This is a genomic window from Pseudarthrobacter sp. MM222 (genome assembly GCF_947090775.1).
In the GTDB taxonomy this organism is placed as follows: domain Bacteria; phylum Actinomycetota; class Actinomycetes; order Actinomycetales; family Micrococcaceae; genus Arthrobacter.
Window position 1 is genome coordinate 401,453 of sequence record NZ_OX352321.1, and the last position, 15,899, is coordinate 417,351.

Here is a 15,899-nt window from a genome sequence, read left to right on the forward strand (position 1 = left end):
TCAGGAGCAGGCAATGCTGACCCAACAGACCCTTGACCACCTGTGGGACTTCGAGCACCCGGAGATTTCGGAAACGCGCTTCCGGACCGCGATGACCGAGGACCGGTACGACGCCGACGAACGGGCCGAGCTGAAAACACAGCTGGGCCGGGCGATCGGCCTGCAGGGCCGTTTCGAAGAAGCGGACGCAGTGCTGGACGCCATCGACGGCGAGGAGCCCACCGTGGCCGTCCGTGTGCTGCTGGAACGCGGCCGGGTGCTGAACTCCAGCGGCCACGCAGAGATGGCCGTTCCGCTCCTCGAACAGGCCGCCGAACTGGCTGATCATCTGGGCGAGGAATTCCTGGCCGTCGACGCCCTGCACATGCTGGCGGTCGCGGACACCGCCCACGCCGAGACCTGGACTCGCAGCGCCTTAGAGTACGCGTCGACGGTGCACGATGAACGGACCAAACGATGGCTGGTGGCACTGCACAGCAACCTGGGCTGGACCCTGCACGAGGCCGGCCGGTGTACCGAGGCGATGGTGGAGTTCCAACTCGCCGAACAGTGGGCCGGCAGGGTGGGAACGCCCCAGCAGCAGGAGCTGGCCCGGGAGGCAATGAAAGCCTGCTGAGCTGCCAGAATGGAACCTTTGGAAAACGCAACGAAAGGGCTCAGCCAGTGATCTTCATCGTCGTCAAATTCAAGGTCAAGCCCGAATGGTCCGAGCGGTGGCTCGACGTCGTCGCGGACTTCACCCAGGCGACCCGGCAGGAGCCCGGGAACCTCTGGTTCGACTGGTCCCGCAGTGTTGAGGACCCCAACGAATTTGTCCTGGTCGAGGCCTTCAAGGACGACGCCGCGGGGGACCACGTCAACAGCGCCCACTTCAAGAAGGCCATGGCGGACATGCCCCAGGCCCTGGCGGAGACTCCCCGGATCGTCAGCCGCCAGTTCGACGGCGAGGGCTGGGACCGGATGGGCGAACTGACCATCGCGTAGCGAAAGGGGCGCCGGCATGTGGATCGGCTGGACTGAATTCGACCTTCTCCTGGGGGACGTCCACAGCCTGAAGGAGAAGCGCTCGGTGGTGCGCCCGGTGCTCGCCGAGGTCAAGCGCCGCTTCGATGTTTCCGTCACCGAGGCCGGACTGCAGGACCAGTACCGGCGCACGGTCATCGGCGTCGGGCTGGTCGCCGCGGACCGGGCGCACCTCATCGAGGTGCTGGCCGCCGTCGAACGTTTCATGGCGGCCCGCCCGGAACTTGAGCTGCTCAGCGCCCGCCAGCGCGAAATCCGCAGCGACGACTAACCGCATCGATTGCTCCGCAACCGCCGTTTTGAAGGCTCAAAAGGGCCGTTGCGGAGCAACCGATGGGTCTTGTGGACAACTTCTGCACCGCCGGCAGGATTCTGGTCCCATGGATCAATGAGGACCGCACGCCAGCTGCCGAGTGAACTCCAGGGCCGTCCGTTCACCGTTGCCGAAGCACGCCTCGCTGGTGTGTCTCCGAAGCGGCTGCGGCACCGTTCCCTGACGGCGGTCGGTAAGGGCATCCGCTTGGACGGCAGGACGTCGGAGCTCCCCTTGAGTATCAGAGTGCGGCCGTTCATAGAGGTCAACACGCGATGCGCCGCATCCCACCTCACTGCCGCGGAACTGCTCCTATTGCCGCGGAGACCGCGAAAGGAGAGCCCCGATATGCATCACATCATCCGGCCCGCAGGCGAGGCACACCTCGACCGGCCCCACGTGATCGTCCACCGGATGAAACTCTACGAGGACGAGATCACCACAGTTGACGGGATCCCTGTAACCACGCCGGAGCGTATCTGGTTGGATATGGCGGAAATGCTATCGGTGGACGAGCTCGTGGCCATGGGGGACAGTTGTGTGCGCGTGCCGAGGGCCGACCTTGAGGGCAGGGGCACACCGCATTGCGACATTTCCGACCTCCAGCGGATGATCTACAGGCACAAGGGAAAGCGAGGCATCCGCAAAGCGAAGGAGGCCCTCAACCTCATTCGGGTGGGGTCCGATTCGCCGCAAGAAACGCTGCTCCGTCTGGCGATCGTGCGAGCAGGTCTGCCCGAACCGGAGCTGAACGTGCCGATCACCGACGATGGAGGAACACGGCACCACGAACCCGATTTGTCTTACCGGAAGTACAAAATCGGCATCGAGTACGAGGGCGAACATCACGGGGACGAGCTACAGATCGTCCGGGACATCGCCCGGTCCGAGCGGTACACAGCCCTGGGCTGGACGGAGGTCCGCGTTTCCAAACGGCATATGCACGATGACGCCAAAGCCGCAGTGGCCAAGATCCGCGCCGCGCTGCTGCAGGCGGGCTGGCGGCCCGGCCGTTAACGAACGATTGCTCCGTAACTGCCGTTTTGAGGGTTCAAAAGGGCAGTTACGGAGCAACCGACGGGGGCCCACGCCGCCAGGGTTCCCTGGCCGAGCTCGCGAGGCTAGGGCGGCGGTGGGGACTAGCCGAAGTACTTCGGCAGCGTCGCCTCGTGGGCTTCGCGGAGCGCGTCAAGGGCCATCGTGTCGACGCCATTGATTTCCAGCTTGCCGCTCTCGGCGTCCACCACGCCGATCCGGATGTGTGCGAAGCCGCGGGCGGTGCACATGTCCTTGAAGCGGATTTCCTCGGACCGGGGCACCGCCACGATTGCGCGGCCCTGGGTCTCGGAGAACAGTGCCGTGAACAGGTCCACGCCGTCGCGGTCCAGAACGTCCTGGAGGGCGATCCGCGCACCCACGCCGTAGCGCAGCGACGACTCCACAAGGGCCGCTGCGAGGCCGCCTTCGGAGAGGTCATGGGCGGAGTCCACCATGCCGTCGCGGGAGGCGTTGATCAGGATCTCGCCCAGCGCGCGTTCGGCGGCGAGGTCAACCTTGGGCGGCAGCCCGCCGAGGTGTCCGCGCAGGTTGGACCATTCCGAACCGTCCAGTTCTGCGGCGGTCGTGCCCAGCAGGTAGATGGCCTGGCCGTCCTCGCGCCAGCCCGACGGCGTGCGGCGGGCGACGTCGTCGAACTTGCCCAGTACCGCGACCACCGGGGAGGGGTGGATCGGGGTGGTGCCGGTCTGGTTGTACAGCGAGACGTTGCCGCCGGTGACCGGGATGCCGAGCACCATGCAGGCGTCGGAGAGGCCACGGATGGCCTCAGCCAGCTGCCACATCACGTCGGGGTCCTCGGGGGAGCCGAAGTTCAGGCAGTCGCTGACGGCCATCGGCACGGCGCCCGAGGTGGCCACGTTGCGGTACGCCTCGGCCAGGGCCAACTGCGCGCCGTGGTACGGATCGAGGAAGGTGTAGCGGCCATTGGCGTCGGTGGCCAGGGCCACGCCGAGGCCGGTTTCCTCGTCCACCCGGACCACTCCGGCGTCGTCGGGCATGGCCAACGCCGTGTTGCCGCCGACGTAGCGGTCGTACTGGTTGGTGATCCAGGACTTGTCGCACATGTTCGGCGAGGCGATGAGCTCGCTGATTGCTGCGGCCAGTTCCGCGGCGGTGGAAGGCCGGCCGGCGTCCTGGACGGAGCCGGTGAACACGTCGGCCTGCACGCCGTCCTGCCACTCGGGCCGGGCGTAGGGTCGGTCGTAGACCGGGCCGTCGTGGGCCACGGTGCGCGGGTCCACGTCGACGATGACCTCGCCGTCCCAGGTGATGATCAGGCGCCCCGTGTCCGTCACGTCGCCCAACCAGGAGTACTCCACAGCCCACTTGTCCATGACCGCCTCAAAGGCAGCAACGTTCTCGGGGGTGACCACGGCCATCATGCGCTCCTGCGACTCGGACATCAGGATTTCGCCCGGGGTCAGAGAGGGATCGCGCAGCAGCACGGACGTCAATTCAACTTCCATGCCGCCGTCGCCGTTGGAGGCAAGCTCGGACGTGGCGCAGGAGATGCCGGCGGCACCCAGATCCTGGATGCCTTCAACCAGCGAGCCCTTGAACAACTCAAGGCAGCACTCGATCAGGACCTTCTCGGCGAAGGGGTCGCCCACCTGCACGGCGGGCCGCTTGGACGGCTTGGTGTCGTCGAAGGACTCCGAGGCCAGCACGGACGCGCCGCCGATGCCGTCGCCGCCGGTGCGGGCGCCGAACAGCACCACCTTGTTGCCCTTGCCGGAGGCGTTGGCAAGGCGGATGTCCTCGTGGCGCATCACGCCGACTGCCAGCGCATTGACCAGTGGGTTGCCCTGGTACACGGAGTCGAAGACCATCTCGCCGCCGATATTCGGCAGGCCCAGGGAGTTTCCGTATCCGCCGATGCCGGCCACGGCGCCGTGCATGACGCGGGCGGTGTCCGGGTGGTCGATGGCGCCGAAACGCAGCGGATCCATCACGGCCACCGGGCGGGCGCCCATGGAGATGATGTCACGGACAATGCCGCCGATGCCGGTGGCGGCACCCTGGTAGGGCTCCACGAACGACGGCGAATTGTGGGACTCGATCTTGAACGTCACGGCCCAGCCGTCGCCCAGGTTGGTGACACCGGCGTTTTCGCCGATCCCCACGAGCATGTCCTTTTTCATTTCCTCGGTCACCTTTTCGCCAAACTGGCGCAGGTGGTTCTTGGAGGACTTGTAGGAGCAGTGCTCACTCCACATGACGGAGTACATGGCGAGCTCGGCGCCGGTCGGGCGGCGGCCCAGGACCTTCACGACCTCCTCGAACTCATTCTGCTTCAGGCCCAGTTCGGCCCAGGGCAGCTCGGTGTTCGGGGTCTTGGCCGCATTTGCAACGGTGTCGATGTTGAATTTCTTGGTGGTGTCGATGCTCATTTGGCGCCTCCCACAATCTTGTTCAGTACGGAGGTGAAGAAACCGAGGCCCTGCGTGTCGGAGCCGCCGATCCCGGCGGAGCCGGACCCGACTGTTTCCGGCCCGAAGCCCGTCTCGACCGCGTGTTCCGGGTGCGGCATAAGGCCCACCACGTTGCCGGCGGCATTGGAGATGCCGGCGATGTCGCGGCGGGAGCCGTTCGGGTTGAAACCGACGTAGCGGAACACGACGCGGCCCTCAGCCTCCAGCGCATCGAGGGTTTTCTCGTCCGCTATGTACTGGCCGTCCTGGTTCTTCAGCGGTACCACGATTTCCTGGCCGGCGGCGTAGTCGCGGGTCCAGTCCGTCGTGTTGTTCTCCACCCGGAGGGTCTGGTCGCGGCACATGAACTTCAGGTGATCGTTCTTGATCATCGAGCCGGGCAGCAGGTGGGACTCGGTGAGGATCTGGAAGCCGTTGCAGATTCCCAGGACGGGCAGCCTGGCGTCCGAGTTGGCGGCGTCGATGACCTTGGCCATCAGCGGCGCGAACCGCGCGATCGCACCGGCGCGGAGGTAGTCGCCGTAGGAGAAGCCGCCGGGGATCACGACGGCGTCCACGTCAGCCAGCGTCGTGTCGGCATGCCAGAGGGCAACCGGCGTGGCGCCTGCCAGCCGGACAGCGCGTGCGGCGTCGCGGTCATCAAGGGTGCCGGGGAAGGTGACGACGCCGATCCGAGCGCCCGCCAGGGTGCCAGCGGGGGCGTCGGTGAGGGTTTCACCGATCAGGGGGAGTTCAGTCATGTCAGGCCTCGACGACCTCGACGTTGACGACGTCTTCGATGACGGGGTTGGACAGCAGCGTTTCCGCGGCGTCGCGGGCCTGGGCCAGGATTTCCTCGGTCACCTCGCCGTCGACCGTCAGTTCAAAACGCTTGCCCTGGCGGACAGAGCTAAAAGCGGTGAAACCCAGCCGGGGCAGTGCGCCCACGATGGCCTTTCCCTGCGGGTCCAGAATCTCGGGCTTGGGCATGACGTCGACAACGATCCGGGGCATCCGGTAACTCCTGTGCGTGAGCGTTGGGTAAGGGCGCAGCGGAGTAATGCCGTCTCACGCCGGTCGGTGTCAGGTGGTGAACGTCAAGGGGGTTATCCACTTCGACGGTCCATCAAACGGTGTCAATTGACGGCGTCAAAAACACTGTCAACAACTGACGGGATCGGGCGCTCCGCGAGCTTGCATGCCTATTCTACCGGCCACGGTGCCTCCGGCCGCATTCAGGGGTTGACTGTGAACGGGAGAGGGGCAACGGGCCTGTTCAGCGCGCCGTGGCTATGGTTTCGGTCGGACCCCGTCAGTAGGATGTGCGCATGTCAGAGAAATCAAAATCGGTCCTGTTGCCCGTCGTCGCCGCCGCTGTCTTTGCCGGCCTGGGCCGGATGGTCCTGCAGAAGATCAAGGCTGACCGGGCGGCCAAGGCCAGCAACGTGGCCGGACCCGTCGACGAAAAGACGCGCGCCTGGATCAGCGAGGTCGTCCGCACCCCGCGGCAGTAACTTCCGGGGCACGTCGCTCCCTCAGCAACAGGCCCTCGACCGCAACCCCCGGGGCAGCAACCGGCTCCCGGCGGCTGCGCACACTAACCGCGCACACTTGCTGAGCGCACTTACTGCGCACGTTAACCGCCCGCCACGGAACGGCACCGCCGGCCCGGGCCCTTGGCCGTGCCCACAGCACTTTTTCGGCCGCGCACGCCGCCCCGGCTGCCCGGGGAGTGGCCGGGGCTGAGACGGCACCCCGGTTTGCCCTTCCTGTCCACCGGGGGGCTCTGCGCGCACGGTGTCGAGGTGTGTGACAAATTTTGATTTGTCGTTTGTGAACTATGTCATAACTGGCTCTCAGTCTGTACTGTATGTCTCGGCTGGTATCCGCCAGGGCTGCGCGAACTTTTCCGCAGTTCCCGCCAGTCTGCAGTACCCGGCAAGGACGCCGGGACCGTTCCTTACGAAAGGTTCCAATCGCTCGTGAAATCACCAGGAAAGAGCTTCCTTCGAAGCGGGGGACTCCGGAGGGCCGCGGCTTTGACCCTGGGCTTGCCGGTTCTCCTTACATCAGTCGCCATTGCGCCCGCCACCGCGGCACCCTTCCAGGGAGCGTCCACCACCGGGGTCGTCCAGAAGAACCTGGACCCGAACAGCTACCGGGACGGCCGCTACATCGTCGTCCTTGCTGAGAAACCGGCCGCTACCTACGACGGCGGCACGCCTGGCCTGCCGGCCACCAAACCGGAACCAGGCAAGAAGCTCGACGCCGATAAGGCCGAGGTTAGGAAGTACGGGGAGCACCTCGAACAGAAGCAGGCAGAGGTCGCCGCGCAGCAGAAAGTCCAGATGCAGCGTCAGTTCACCGCGGCGGTCAACGGTTTCAGCGCGACCCTGACAGCTGACCAGGCCATCAAGCTCGCCAAGGATCCCGGCGTCCTGGTGGTTGCTCCGGACACGGAAAACGCTCCCGACTACTCCAGCTCCGACTTCCTGAAGCTCAGCGGTTCCGGCGGCACCTGGGACACCAAGTTCGGCGGCCAGGATGCCGCCGGCAAGGGAGTCGTCGTCGGCGTCATCGACACCGGCTACACCCCTTCCAACCCCTTCTTCACAGGCGAACAGGTCCAGCCGCTTGTCGGCGACCCCGTGGTGGGCGTGCCCTACCGCACTGACGACGGCAAGATCGCCATGCTCAAATCCGACGGCGACACATTCATCGGTGAATGCCAGAAGGGCGTGGCAACCGGCGCAGCCTTTGACGGCTCTGCCTGCAACTCAAAGGTCCTCAGCGCCCATTACTTTGCCGATGACTTCCTGAAGTACGTCCCCTCGCAGGGTCGTGCGCCGCAGGAAGTGCTGTCCCCGGTGGACGTGGACAGCCACGGCACCCACACGGCCAGCACGGCTGCCGGCAACGCCAACGTTGAGACCTTTGTTGACGGCCGCAGCTTCGGCCTGACAAGCGGGGTGGCCCCTGCGGCCAAGCTCTCCATCTACAAGGTCTGCTGGGAGGACACCGATCCCAACAGCGGCGGTTGCTACAGCTCCTCCGCGGTGGCGGCCGTCGACCAGGCCATCTACGACGGCGTTGACGTGATCAACTACTCGATCTCCGGTTCCACGACCACCACCACCGATCCGGTGTCCATGGCGTTCCTCTCGGCCGCCTCGGCCGGCATCTTCGTGGCCGTCTCGGCGGGTAACTCCGGCCCGACCGCGAGCACCGTCAACCACGGCGCCCCATGGGTCACCACGGTGGCCGCCAGCAGCTTCTCCCAGGAGCTGCAGGGCACGGTCGAATTCTCGGATGGCAGCAAGTTCCGCGGCGCCAGCATCATGAACCGCCAGGTGGTGAACGCCGGCGTCGTCCTCTCTGCCAATGCGGCCGCCACGGCGGGGGACCCGAACGCCGCCCTATGCGGACCGGGCACCCTGGATCCGGCCAAGGTGGCTGGCAAGGTTGTGGTCTGTGACCGCGGTGTCTTTGACCGCGTCGCCAAGAGCGCCGAGGTCGCCCGCGGTGGCGGCGTCGGAATGATCCTGGTGAACCTCAGCAACTCCTCGCTGGACACGGACAAGCACATCATCCCGACGGTCCACGTGAACCCCCCGGCCACCGAGGCCATCAAGGCCAAGGTCGCCGCCAACCCGGCCCTCACCGTGTCCCTGATCAACAGGGACACCACAGGCCTGGCACTCGAGGCGCAGCCGCAGATCGCCGGCTTCTCCTCCCGCGGTCCGCTCCTGGCCACCGGGTCCGACCTGCTCAAGCCCGACGTCGCAGCCCCCGGCGTTGCGGTACTGGCCGGTGTTTCGCCGATCGGCACAGGCGGCGACAACTTCGGCTTCCTGTCCGGCACGTCCATGGCGTCGCCGCACGTGACCGGTTTCGGCGCCCTGATCCTCGCCAAGAACCCGAAGTGGTCGCCCGCCGTCGTGAAGTCAGCGATGATGACCACCGCGAGCGAGGTCAAACTCGCCAACGGCGCCAAAGATACTGACGTTCTCGCTACCGGTGCCGGGCAGGTGGACCCGGCACGCGTGCTCGAACCCGGCCTGGTGTATGACGCCAACTCGGACGACTACCTGGCCTTCATCCAGGGCACCGGGGTAGAGCTGGGCATGCAGGGAGTGGGTACCACCAAGCCGCGCGACATGAACGTTCCGTCCTTCGCGCTGGGCAACCTGACCGGCAAGATCGAGGTCACCCGCACGGTGACCGCCCTGACCCCGGGCACCTACCGGGCCAAGGTTGACCTTCCCGGCGTGAAGGTCACCGTCAATCCCAGTGTGCTGAACTTCAGCGCTGCGGGCGAAAAGAAGACCTTCAAGGTCTCCTTCGAGAACCAGAACGCGACGCTCGGCAAGTTCGCTATGGGCTCGCTGAGCTGGCAGGGCGCCAACAAGAACGTCGCGTCCCCGATCGCGGTCCGTCCGCAGTCTGTGGTCGCGGCGAAGGATGTCGCGTTCACGTCCGAGGGCGGCACCGGTTCCGGCGCCATCAGGGTGGTCTCCGGCGCCAACGGCCCCATCAAGATGACCCTCGACGGGCTGTCCAAGGCCGACTCCACCCCGATCAACCTCGTCCCGGGCAACACGGATGACTCGTACTTCGTCAAAACGGTACAGGTCCCGGCCGGCAGCCCGCTGGCCAAGTTCTCCGTATACTCCTCGGATCCGAACGCGGACTTCGACATGTACGTGGAGACTCCGGACGGCCCGTTGACGGTTGCAACGTCCTCGGCCAGCGAGTCTGTTTCCATCCCGAACCCCTCCTCCGGGGAATACGTAATCTATGCGAACCTGTACGCCAGCCCGAACAATCAGGCCACCAAGGGAACCTTGGATGCGTCCGTGCTGGTTCCGAACGTGGGCAACGCGACGCTCGCTCCCAATCCGCTGCGGCTGGGAAACGGGAACTCCGGCTCGGTTTCGTTGAACTGGAAGAGCCTGCAGGTCGGTTCCTACATCGGCCGTATCTCGTTCGAAGGAGCAAGCGATCCGACGTTCGTCAGCGTGCTGGTGACCGCGGCGGGCACAGTGGTGGTTCCGCCCACCTCCGAGGACCAGGACAGCAATGACGGTCCCGGTGACAGCGGGGACGACGGACAACACGACGGCAAGGACAAGAAAGACAAGAAGGACAAGGGCAAGAAGGTGAAGAAGGAGAAGGGGAAGATCCAGAACCCGGATCGCAATCCCGCTCCCAACAACGCCATCTAAGCGGCGCTTAGCACCTAAGCAAACGGCACTGGCCGGCGGTCTCCACCGCGGGCCAGTGCCGTTCGTCGTTCAAGCAGGCCCCGCCGGCGCGGGGCTGCCCGGCGTGGATCGTGCCGGCGCCCGGATCGGGGGCGGCGCCCGGATCGCGGCGGCGGATCCGGCGGACTAAATCGCGCCGGTGGAACCGGCAACACCGCCGAGCAGCGGCGCCATGGCCCGCCAGCGGGCGATCTCGCAGCCATCCGTGCGGCTGAATTTGCTGTCCACCTTGCGTTTCAAAAACCACCCCGTCACCACGGCCACCTGGGGGCCGCCGTACTGCTGCGTGCACATTTTCGGCGGCCCCGGCTTGGGGAAGAAAATATCCTCGCCGAACCGCTGCACGGCCTCGAGGGCTGCGGACGGATCCGGCAGGGTGGATCCGGGTCCAGGCGCGCCGCCGCGGGCCTCCAGCCGAAAGGTGTACTGCGGCGCGCCCGGTGACTCGGTGAGACGGATGGTCAGATCGACGTCGAGCGGGCCGGCTACCTCTTGGGGATCGGTCATTGCGGTCCTTCCGGGCTGGTCTGGTGCGCGCTGGTGGCAGTCAGTGCTTGGAGCGTCGGGGCGAGCTCCTGAAGCAGCCGCTTCCGCAGCTCCTGCGATTCGCCGGCGAAGGACCGCTGCTGGTCCACGTATTCGGCCTTGCCGTCGGGTGTTTCGATTCGAATGGCCGGATAACCCCACGCGCCCAAGTCATAGGGCGACGCCTGCATATCCATCGCCCGGATCCGCCAGGACAGCTCGAAGCAGTCCATGACCAGTTCGCTGGGAAGCAGGGGAGCGAGTTTGTACGCCCATTTGTAGAGATCCATGTTCGCGTGCAGGCAGCCAGGTTGCTCCATGGCCCGCTGGTTCTCGCGGCTCGGCTCGAGGCTGTTCAGCGGCACGGCGTCCGGAGTGTAGAAGCGGAAGGCGTCGAAGTGACTGCAGCGGATCCGGTTCTGCTCCACGACCCGGTCGGTGTGCTCTGAGCCGAGCCTCAGCTGCAGGTATTCGTGCCGCAGCTCGAACTTGTCCTGCCGGTAGACCATGGCCCATTCGTGCAGCCCGAAGCAACCGAACTGTGCAGGCCTCGCCACCGTGCCGGCCAGGATGATGGCCGCGAACTCGAGCGCGTCCCGGCGGTCCCGGAGGAAGGATTCGACGTCGACCGTCACGGCGGCGGTGCCCGGCGGGATGCCGGCGGCGGCAAGGTCGCCGTCGTCGGCAGCGCGGTAATACTTCCAGCCGGTGCGCTCTGCCGCCTCGGGGCCCGAGAGGACGACCCCGGCGCCGGGATGCCAGCGCAGCAGTTGGCCGGGTTTTTGTGTGTAGTAGGTAAAGAGGAAGTCCTCGACCGGGTGCTTCCGGCCGGCGGACCGCCGGGCCAGGTAGGGGTCGGAGTAGCGCCGGACACGCTGCTGGTGGGCTGCCTGGCGCGGCAACCAGTCTTCCCGGGGCAGATGCAACAGCTTAGACAGCCCCTGCGTTTGAGCCCAGGACGTCCTTGGCGGCGTTCCATGCGGAAATCTCGCAGCCGTCGCGCAGGCTAAAGCTGGCTTCGACAGGCTTGCCATCGACGACGCCGGAAACTGTTGCCTGCTGCGGACCGCCGTACTGTTGCGTGCAGACCTGGTCCGTGGCCTTGGGGGCGGGGCTCAGGATCGCTGCGTTGCCCTTGAGGGCAGTGCAGGCGGTGCTGGCACTGGGGTGCTGGCTTTCGGCGGCGGGAACCCCGTCCTGGCAGACGAGCGTGAAGTTGGCAGGGGCGCCGTTTTCCGAGGGTTTGACCATGATGGCGAGTTCAGCGTTGCCCTGTCCCGGGCCGGCCGTCGGTGGCGCTGCCGCCGGCGAAGGCGCGGGCGCCGTCGTCTCGGTGTCCGGGGACGGGGCGTCCGGGGAAGCGGACGGGCCCGCCGTCGTCGGGGCGGAAGGGGAAGGAGAAGGCGTGGATCCCGGATTGCAGGCGGCCAGCCCTGTCACCGCCAAAAGGACGAGCACGGCGCGGCCCATTTGCTTGAACATCAGCAGTCCTCCTCTGTTACGCACATTCTACCGCCGGGGCGTGTCTTCGGCTGTGGCGCGCGTGGCGGCAATCAGATCCATCATGGACGCGTGGAGTTGGCCGACCTGCTCCCGGGTCAGGCCCAGCCGGGCCATCATCGTGGTGGGAACCTTGGTGGCCTGCTGCCGCAATTCGGCGCCGCGGGGCGTCAGTCCCACCGCCAGGGTCCGCTCATTCCCTGCCAGGCGCTCCCGGGTGATGAAGCCCGCGGCCTCCAGGCGGCGCAGCAGCGGTGAAATGGTGGCGGGCTCCTGGGCCAGGGCCTCGCTGATATCCCGGACGGAACGCGGGCTGGACTCCCACAGGCTGAGCATGACGAGGTACTGCGGATGCGTCAGGCCGAGCTTGTCGAGCACGGGCTTGTAGGCGCCCACCACACTGCGCGACGCCACCGTCAGGGCAAAGCAGAGCTGTTGCTCCAGCAGGAGGTCCTCGTCGGCTGCATCGTGTCCGCCCGGGCTCCTGTCCGAGACCTTGGCCATACCTGTCATGGGGCGTCTCCTGTCGATAGTTAGTGCACTAATTATTAGCGTACACTGATATGAGAGTTTCGTTCTGAGGAGTGGATGTATGGAAAAGGAAAGCCCCGCCCAGAGGTTCATGCGTAGGACCGGCAAACTCCGGGCGATTTTTGGCCCGGCGAACCGGAGTTCTATCGAGCACGAAATGACGGAGCAGAACCGGCAGCTGCTGGCCCAGCGCGAGGCCGAGACCCAGCAATGGGAAACCCTCCGCCGGCCTGACGGCAGCACGTACGTCGTGCCGAAGAACCCGGACGATCAGTCACTGCGGTAGGCGGATACGCCGGCCAGTGCCGGTGATGTTTGGGCGTCTGCTTGTCGTGCCTTTCCCCTCGAGTGGGGCGTAAAATAACCTCAGCGGCACCAGCTTCGGCCAGGGCCGTATCTGCCTGATCCGAACGGTGGAGAGGGGGTGGGAATTGTGGCAATTGCGCTTGGTGTGCTGAGACAGCACCTGCACCCGTCGTCGTGGGCTCGTTTCCTTTTTGGGCCGGCCCAACGCGGAGATTACACCGCACCGGTCGTTCACAGGCACGACGACTTCGAGCAGGCCTCTGAAATGGACCTGGCCGGTTTTGAAGTTGAAACTGACGCCCAGGGACACCACTATGCGGTCCGTCGGGAAGACCTCCCGAAGGAGCAAGTCTAAGAAGTGCTCCGCACAAGGGGCGGAGACCCAGTGACGCACAAAGGGAGCGGCAGGTGCCGCTCCCTTTGTCGTTGCTTCGTTCGGCCGGGCCGCCTTCGTCCGGCCGGGCCGCCTTCGTCCGGCGGGGCCGCCTTCGTCCGGCGGGGCCGCTCAGGCCCGGGCTCAGCGGCCGGTGCCGCCGTAGACGGTCGCCTCGTCCTCACTGTCCAGGTCGAATGCCTTGTGGATGGCGCGTACGGCGTCGTCCAGCAGATCGGCGTGCGTGACCACCGAGATGCGGATTTCCGAGGTGGAGATCATGTTGATGTTGATCCCGGCCGACGAGAGCGCCGCGAAGAAGCGCGCCGAAACGCCCGGGTGGGAGCGCATGCCGGCGCCGATCAGGGATAGCTTGCCGATCTTCTCGTTGTACTCGATGCTCTCAAAGCCGATTTCGGCCTGGGCGGCGCGCAGGGCGGCGAGGGCGTCGGCGCCCTCGATGATCGGCAACGTGAAGGAGATGTCGGTGCGGCCGGTGCCATGCGTCGAGACGTTCTGGACGATCATGTCGATGTTCGAGTGCGCGTCGGCGATGACCTGGAAGATCGCCGCGGCCTTGCCGGGGATATCCGGAACTCCGACGACCGTGACCTTGGCTTCGGAACGGTCGTGGGCAACACCGGAGATGATTGGCTGCTCCAAGGCAACTCCCTCTTGGGTCGTGATCTTGTCGTCGGCGCTGGGCAGGACCCAGGTGCCTTCGTTCTGGCTGAATGAGGAACGGACGTGCAGCGGTACGCCGAAGCGGCGGGCGTATTCGACGCAGCGCAGGTGGAGGATCTTGGCTCCGGAGGCCGCCAGTTCCAGCATTTCCTCGCTGGAGATCCGGTCGATCTTCCGGGCCGACGGAACCACGCGCGGGTCGGCGGTGTAGATGCCGTCGACGTCGGTGAAGATTTCACAGACGTCGGCGTCGAGTGCGGCTGCGAGGGCCACCGCCGTCGTGTCCGATCCGCCGCGGCCCAGCGTGGTGATTTCGTTGGTGGTGCGGCTCATGCCTTGGAATCCGGCGACGATCGCGATGTGGCCCTTATCGAGGGCGGTGCGGATGCGGTGCGGGTCGACGTCGATAATCCGCGCCTTGCCGTGGATGCCGTCGGTGATCATGCCGGCCTGCGATCCGGTGAAGGACTGGGCGGAGGCGCCAAACTTGTTGATAGCCATCGCCAGCAGGGCCATCGAGATGCGTTCGCCGGCGGAGAGGAGCATGTCCATTTCACGGGCGGGCGCGGAGTCGGTGACTTGGGCGGCGAGGTCGAGGAGTTCGTCGGTTGTGTCGCCCATGGCAGAGACCACCACAACGACTTCATCGCCAGCATTGTGGGCGTCCACGACCCGCTTGGCGACGCGCTTAATGCCTTCCGCATCCGCCACCGAGGATCCGCCAAACTTTTTCACCACAAGGTGCTTGGTGACGGCGGCAGAGACGGGCAGCTCCTGCGGCTGCGGTCCGGGCTGGACTTCGGTAGTGGGCAAACTCATGCGCGCACCCTCACTGCATCATCGGGGTTTTGGGCCAAGCAACCAAATGGCGCGACCGCGTAACTTCTACGCCAAGTTTATCGCTGGCAGCGCTCGGGCGTTGAATTGTGACCGCATGCCAGACGTCAGCCCGTCCGGACATGCCCTCCCTCGGCCGGGAAGGATGGGCATATGCGCAGCATGTCCATTGCTCGGCGCAGGGCCTGGATATGCCCAGGCCAGGCCTCCGGACATGCCCTCCGCTGGTGGCGGGAGCCGGACATGCCCCCCGCTGGTGGCGGGAGCCGGACATGCCCTCCGCTGGCGGCGGGAGCCGGACATGCCCTCCGCTGGTGGCGGGAGCCGGACATGCCCCTTGTTGGCCGCGAACGATGGGCATACTGGCATTATGTCCATCCGTGGGGGCGGGCGCTGGGCATGTCCCATGGAAGATGCGACGCCGGACGGATCCGCGCGCGGTAGCGGGGTCAGCTCAGCGCGTTGCGGCGGCCTTCGAAAGCGCGGCCGAGAGTGACTTCATCGGCATATTCGAGGTCCCCGCCGACCGGAAGCCCCGACGCGAGCCGCGTTACGGCGATGCCGATCGACTTAAGCATCCGGGCCAGATACGTCGCCGTGGCTTCACCCTCAAGGTTGGGGTCGGTCGCGATGATGATTTCTTGGATGGCGCCGTCGTTGAGCCGGGTAAGGAGTTCACGGATCCGGAGCTGTTCCGGGCCGACGCCTGCAATGGGGTTGATCGCGCCGCCGAGCACATGATATCTCCCCCGGAACGACCGGGTCCGCTCCACCGCGAGCACATCCTTGGATTCTTCGACGACGCAGATGACCGAAGGGTCGCGGCGCGGGTCGCGGCAGATGTTGCAGAGCTCCTGCTCCGTGATGTTTCCGCAGACCGTGCAGAACTTGACCCGCTCCTTGACCATCGTGATCGCGTCGACCAGCCGCTTCATGTCCTGCGGGTCGGCCTCCAGGATGTGGAAAGCCAGCCGCTGCGCGGACTTGGGGCCGACCCCGGGAAGGCGTCCGAGCTCGTCGATCAGCTCTTGAACTGCACCTTCGTACACAATGTCCTCGTTCGTTAGGGGAGT

Annotated in this window: 17 protein-coding genes; 8 read left to right on the forward strand and 9 right to left on the reverse strand. The window is 65.9% G+C overall.

All coding sequences use genetic code 11. The annotated features are described in order from the left end of the window. Nucleotides 1-13 precede the first annotated feature (13 nt). From OM977_RS02020 to OM977_RS02035, 4 genes are all read left to right on the forward strand, one after another. Entirely contained in the window at nucleotides 14-616 is a 603-nt protein-coding gene (locus tag OM977_RS02020; protein ID WP_264355895.1) for a hypothetical protein, read from the forward strand. 47 nt (nucleotides 617-663) lie between these two features. Beyond that, entirely contained in the window at nucleotides 664-984 is a 321-nt protein-coding gene (locus OM977_RS02025; protein ID WP_264355896.1) for a putative quinol monooxygenase, read from the forward strand. Nucleotides 985-1,000: 16 nt separating this feature from the next. Continuing rightward, a complete protein-coding gene (locus tag OM977_RS02030; protein WP_264355897.1) occupies nucleotides 1,001-1,294 on the forward strand; it encodes a DUF503 domain-containing protein in 294 nt (97 codons plus the stop codon). A gap of 390 nt (nucleotides 1,295-1,684) precedes the next feature. Next, nucleotides 1,685-2,353 (forward strand): endonuclease domain-containing protein, encoded by a 669-nt coding sequence (locus OM977_RS02035; protein WP_264355898.1) that lies wholly within the window; start codon nucleotides 1,685-1,687, stop codon nucleotides 2,351-2,353. 122 nt (nucleotides 2,354-2,475) lie between these two features. On the opposite strand, the gene purL is transcribed toward OM977_RS02035, so the two are convergent. Genes purL through purS form a run of 3 tightly spaced genes read right to left on the reverse strand, consistent with a single transcriptional unit; the run spans nucleotide 2,476 to nucleotide 5,820 of the window. Further along, the gene (gene purL / locus OM977_RS02040; RefSeq protein WP_264355899.1) at nucleotides 2,476-4,785 is read right to left on the reverse strand and encodes a phosphoribosylformylglycinamidine synthase subunit PurL; all 2,310 of its coding nucleotides are present in this window, start codon (nucleotides 4,783-4,785) and stop codon (nucleotides 2,476-2,478) included. Next, complete coding sequence (gene purQ, locus OM977_RS02045) at nucleotides 4,782-5,567, reverse strand: phosphoribosylformylglycinamidine synthase subunit PurQ (RefSeq protein WP_264355900.1); 786 nt, start codon at nucleotides 5,565-5,567, stop codon at nucleotides 4,782-4,784. The genes purL and purQ overlap by 4 nt, the downstream gene beginning before the upstream one ends. A 1-nt stretch (nucleotide 5,568) precedes the next feature. After that, complete coding sequence (purS, locus tag OM977_RS02050) at nucleotides 5,569-5,820, reverse strand: phosphoribosylformylglycinamidine synthase subunit PurS (RefSeq protein WP_018776110.1); 252 nt, start codon at nucleotides 5,818-5,820, stop codon at nucleotides 5,569-5,571. Nucleotides 5,821-6,134: 314 nt separating this feature from the next. Here purS and OM977_RS02055 point away from each other — a divergent pair, with 314 nt between their 5' ends. Next, nucleotides 6,135-6,320 carry a hypothetical protein gene (locus tag OM977_RS02055; protein ID WP_264355901.1) on the forward strand — a complete coding sequence of 62 codons (186 nt, stop codon included), beginning with the start codon at nucleotides 6,135-6,137 and terminating at the stop codon, nucleotides 6,318-6,320. A 537-nt stretch (nucleotides 6,321-6,857) separates the two neighbouring features. Next, the gene (locus tag OM977_RS02060) at nucleotides 6,858-10,031 is read left to right on the forward strand and encodes a S8 family serine peptidase (protein ID WP_264355902.1); all 3,174 of its coding nucleotides are present in this window, start codon (nucleotides 6,858-6,860) and stop codon (nucleotides 10,029-10,031) included. 165 nt (nucleotides 10,032-10,196) lie between these two features. On the opposite strand, the gene OM977_RS02065 is transcribed toward OM977_RS02060, so the two are convergent. The 4 genes from OM977_RS02065 to OM977_RS02080 are packed head-to-tail and all read right to left on the reverse strand — an operon-like array spanning nucleotide 10,197 to nucleotide 12,599. Beyond that, nucleotides 10,197-10,577 (reverse strand): serine protease inhibitor, encoded by a 381-nt coding sequence (locus OM977_RS02065; protein ID WP_264355903.1) that lies wholly within the window; start codon nucleotides 10,575-10,577, stop codon nucleotides 10,197-10,199. Next, a complete protein-coding gene (locus OM977_RS02070; RefSeq protein WP_264355904.1) occupies nucleotides 10,574-11,629 on the reverse strand; it encodes a 3-methyladenine DNA glycosylase in 1,056 nt (351 codons plus the stop codon). Before OM977_RS02070 ends, OM977_RS02065 begins: the two co-directional genes overlap by 4 nt. Further along, nucleotides 11,526-12,077, reverse strand: coding sequence for a subtilase-type protease inhibitor (locus OM977_RS02075; protein WP_264355905.1), 552 nt, complete (start codon nucleotides 12,075-12,077; stop codon nucleotides 11,526-11,528). Before OM977_RS02075 ends, OM977_RS02070 begins: the two co-directional genes overlap by 104 nt. A gap of 27 nt (nucleotides 12,078-12,104) precedes the next feature. Beyond that, entirely contained in the window at nucleotides 12,105-12,599 is a 495-nt protein-coding gene (locus OM977_RS02080; RefSeq protein WP_442960711.1) for a MarR family winged helix-turn-helix transcriptional regulator, read from the reverse strand. A gap of 88 nt (nucleotides 12,600-12,687) precedes the next feature. Between OM977_RS02080 and OM977_RS02085 the strand changes: the two genes are divergently transcribed. Together OM977_RS02085 and OM977_RS02090 are read left to right on the forward strand one after the other, a co-directional pair. Beyond that, the gene (locus OM977_RS02085; protein ID WP_264355907.1) at nucleotides 12,688-12,912 is read left to right on the forward strand and encodes a hypothetical protein; all 225 of its coding nucleotides are present in this window, start codon (nucleotides 12,688-12,690) and stop codon (nucleotides 12,910-12,912) included. Nucleotides 12,913-13,077: 165 nt separating this feature from the next. Next, nucleotides 13,078-13,287: a hypothetical protein gene (locus OM977_RS02090; protein ID WP_264357265.1), complete on the forward strand. Its 210-nt coding sequence runs from the start codon at nucleotides 13,078-13,080 to the stop codon at nucleotides 13,285-13,287. Nucleotides 13,288-13,449: 162 nt separating this feature from the next. On the opposite strand, the gene OM977_RS02095 is transcribed toward OM977_RS02090, so the two are convergent. Then, entirely contained in the window at nucleotides 13,450-14,808 is a 1,359-nt protein-coding gene (locus OM977_RS02095; protein WP_264355908.1) for an aspartate kinase, read from the reverse strand. Nucleotides 14,809-15,275: 467 nt separating this feature from the next. Further along, on the reverse strand, nucleotides 15,276-15,875 hold the full coding sequence (gene recR / locus OM977_RS02100) for a recombination mediator RecR (protein WP_264355909.1): 600 nt from the start codon (nucleotides 15,873-15,875) through the stop codon (nucleotides 15,276-15,278). Nucleotides 15,876-15,899: the final 24 nt, after the last annotated feature.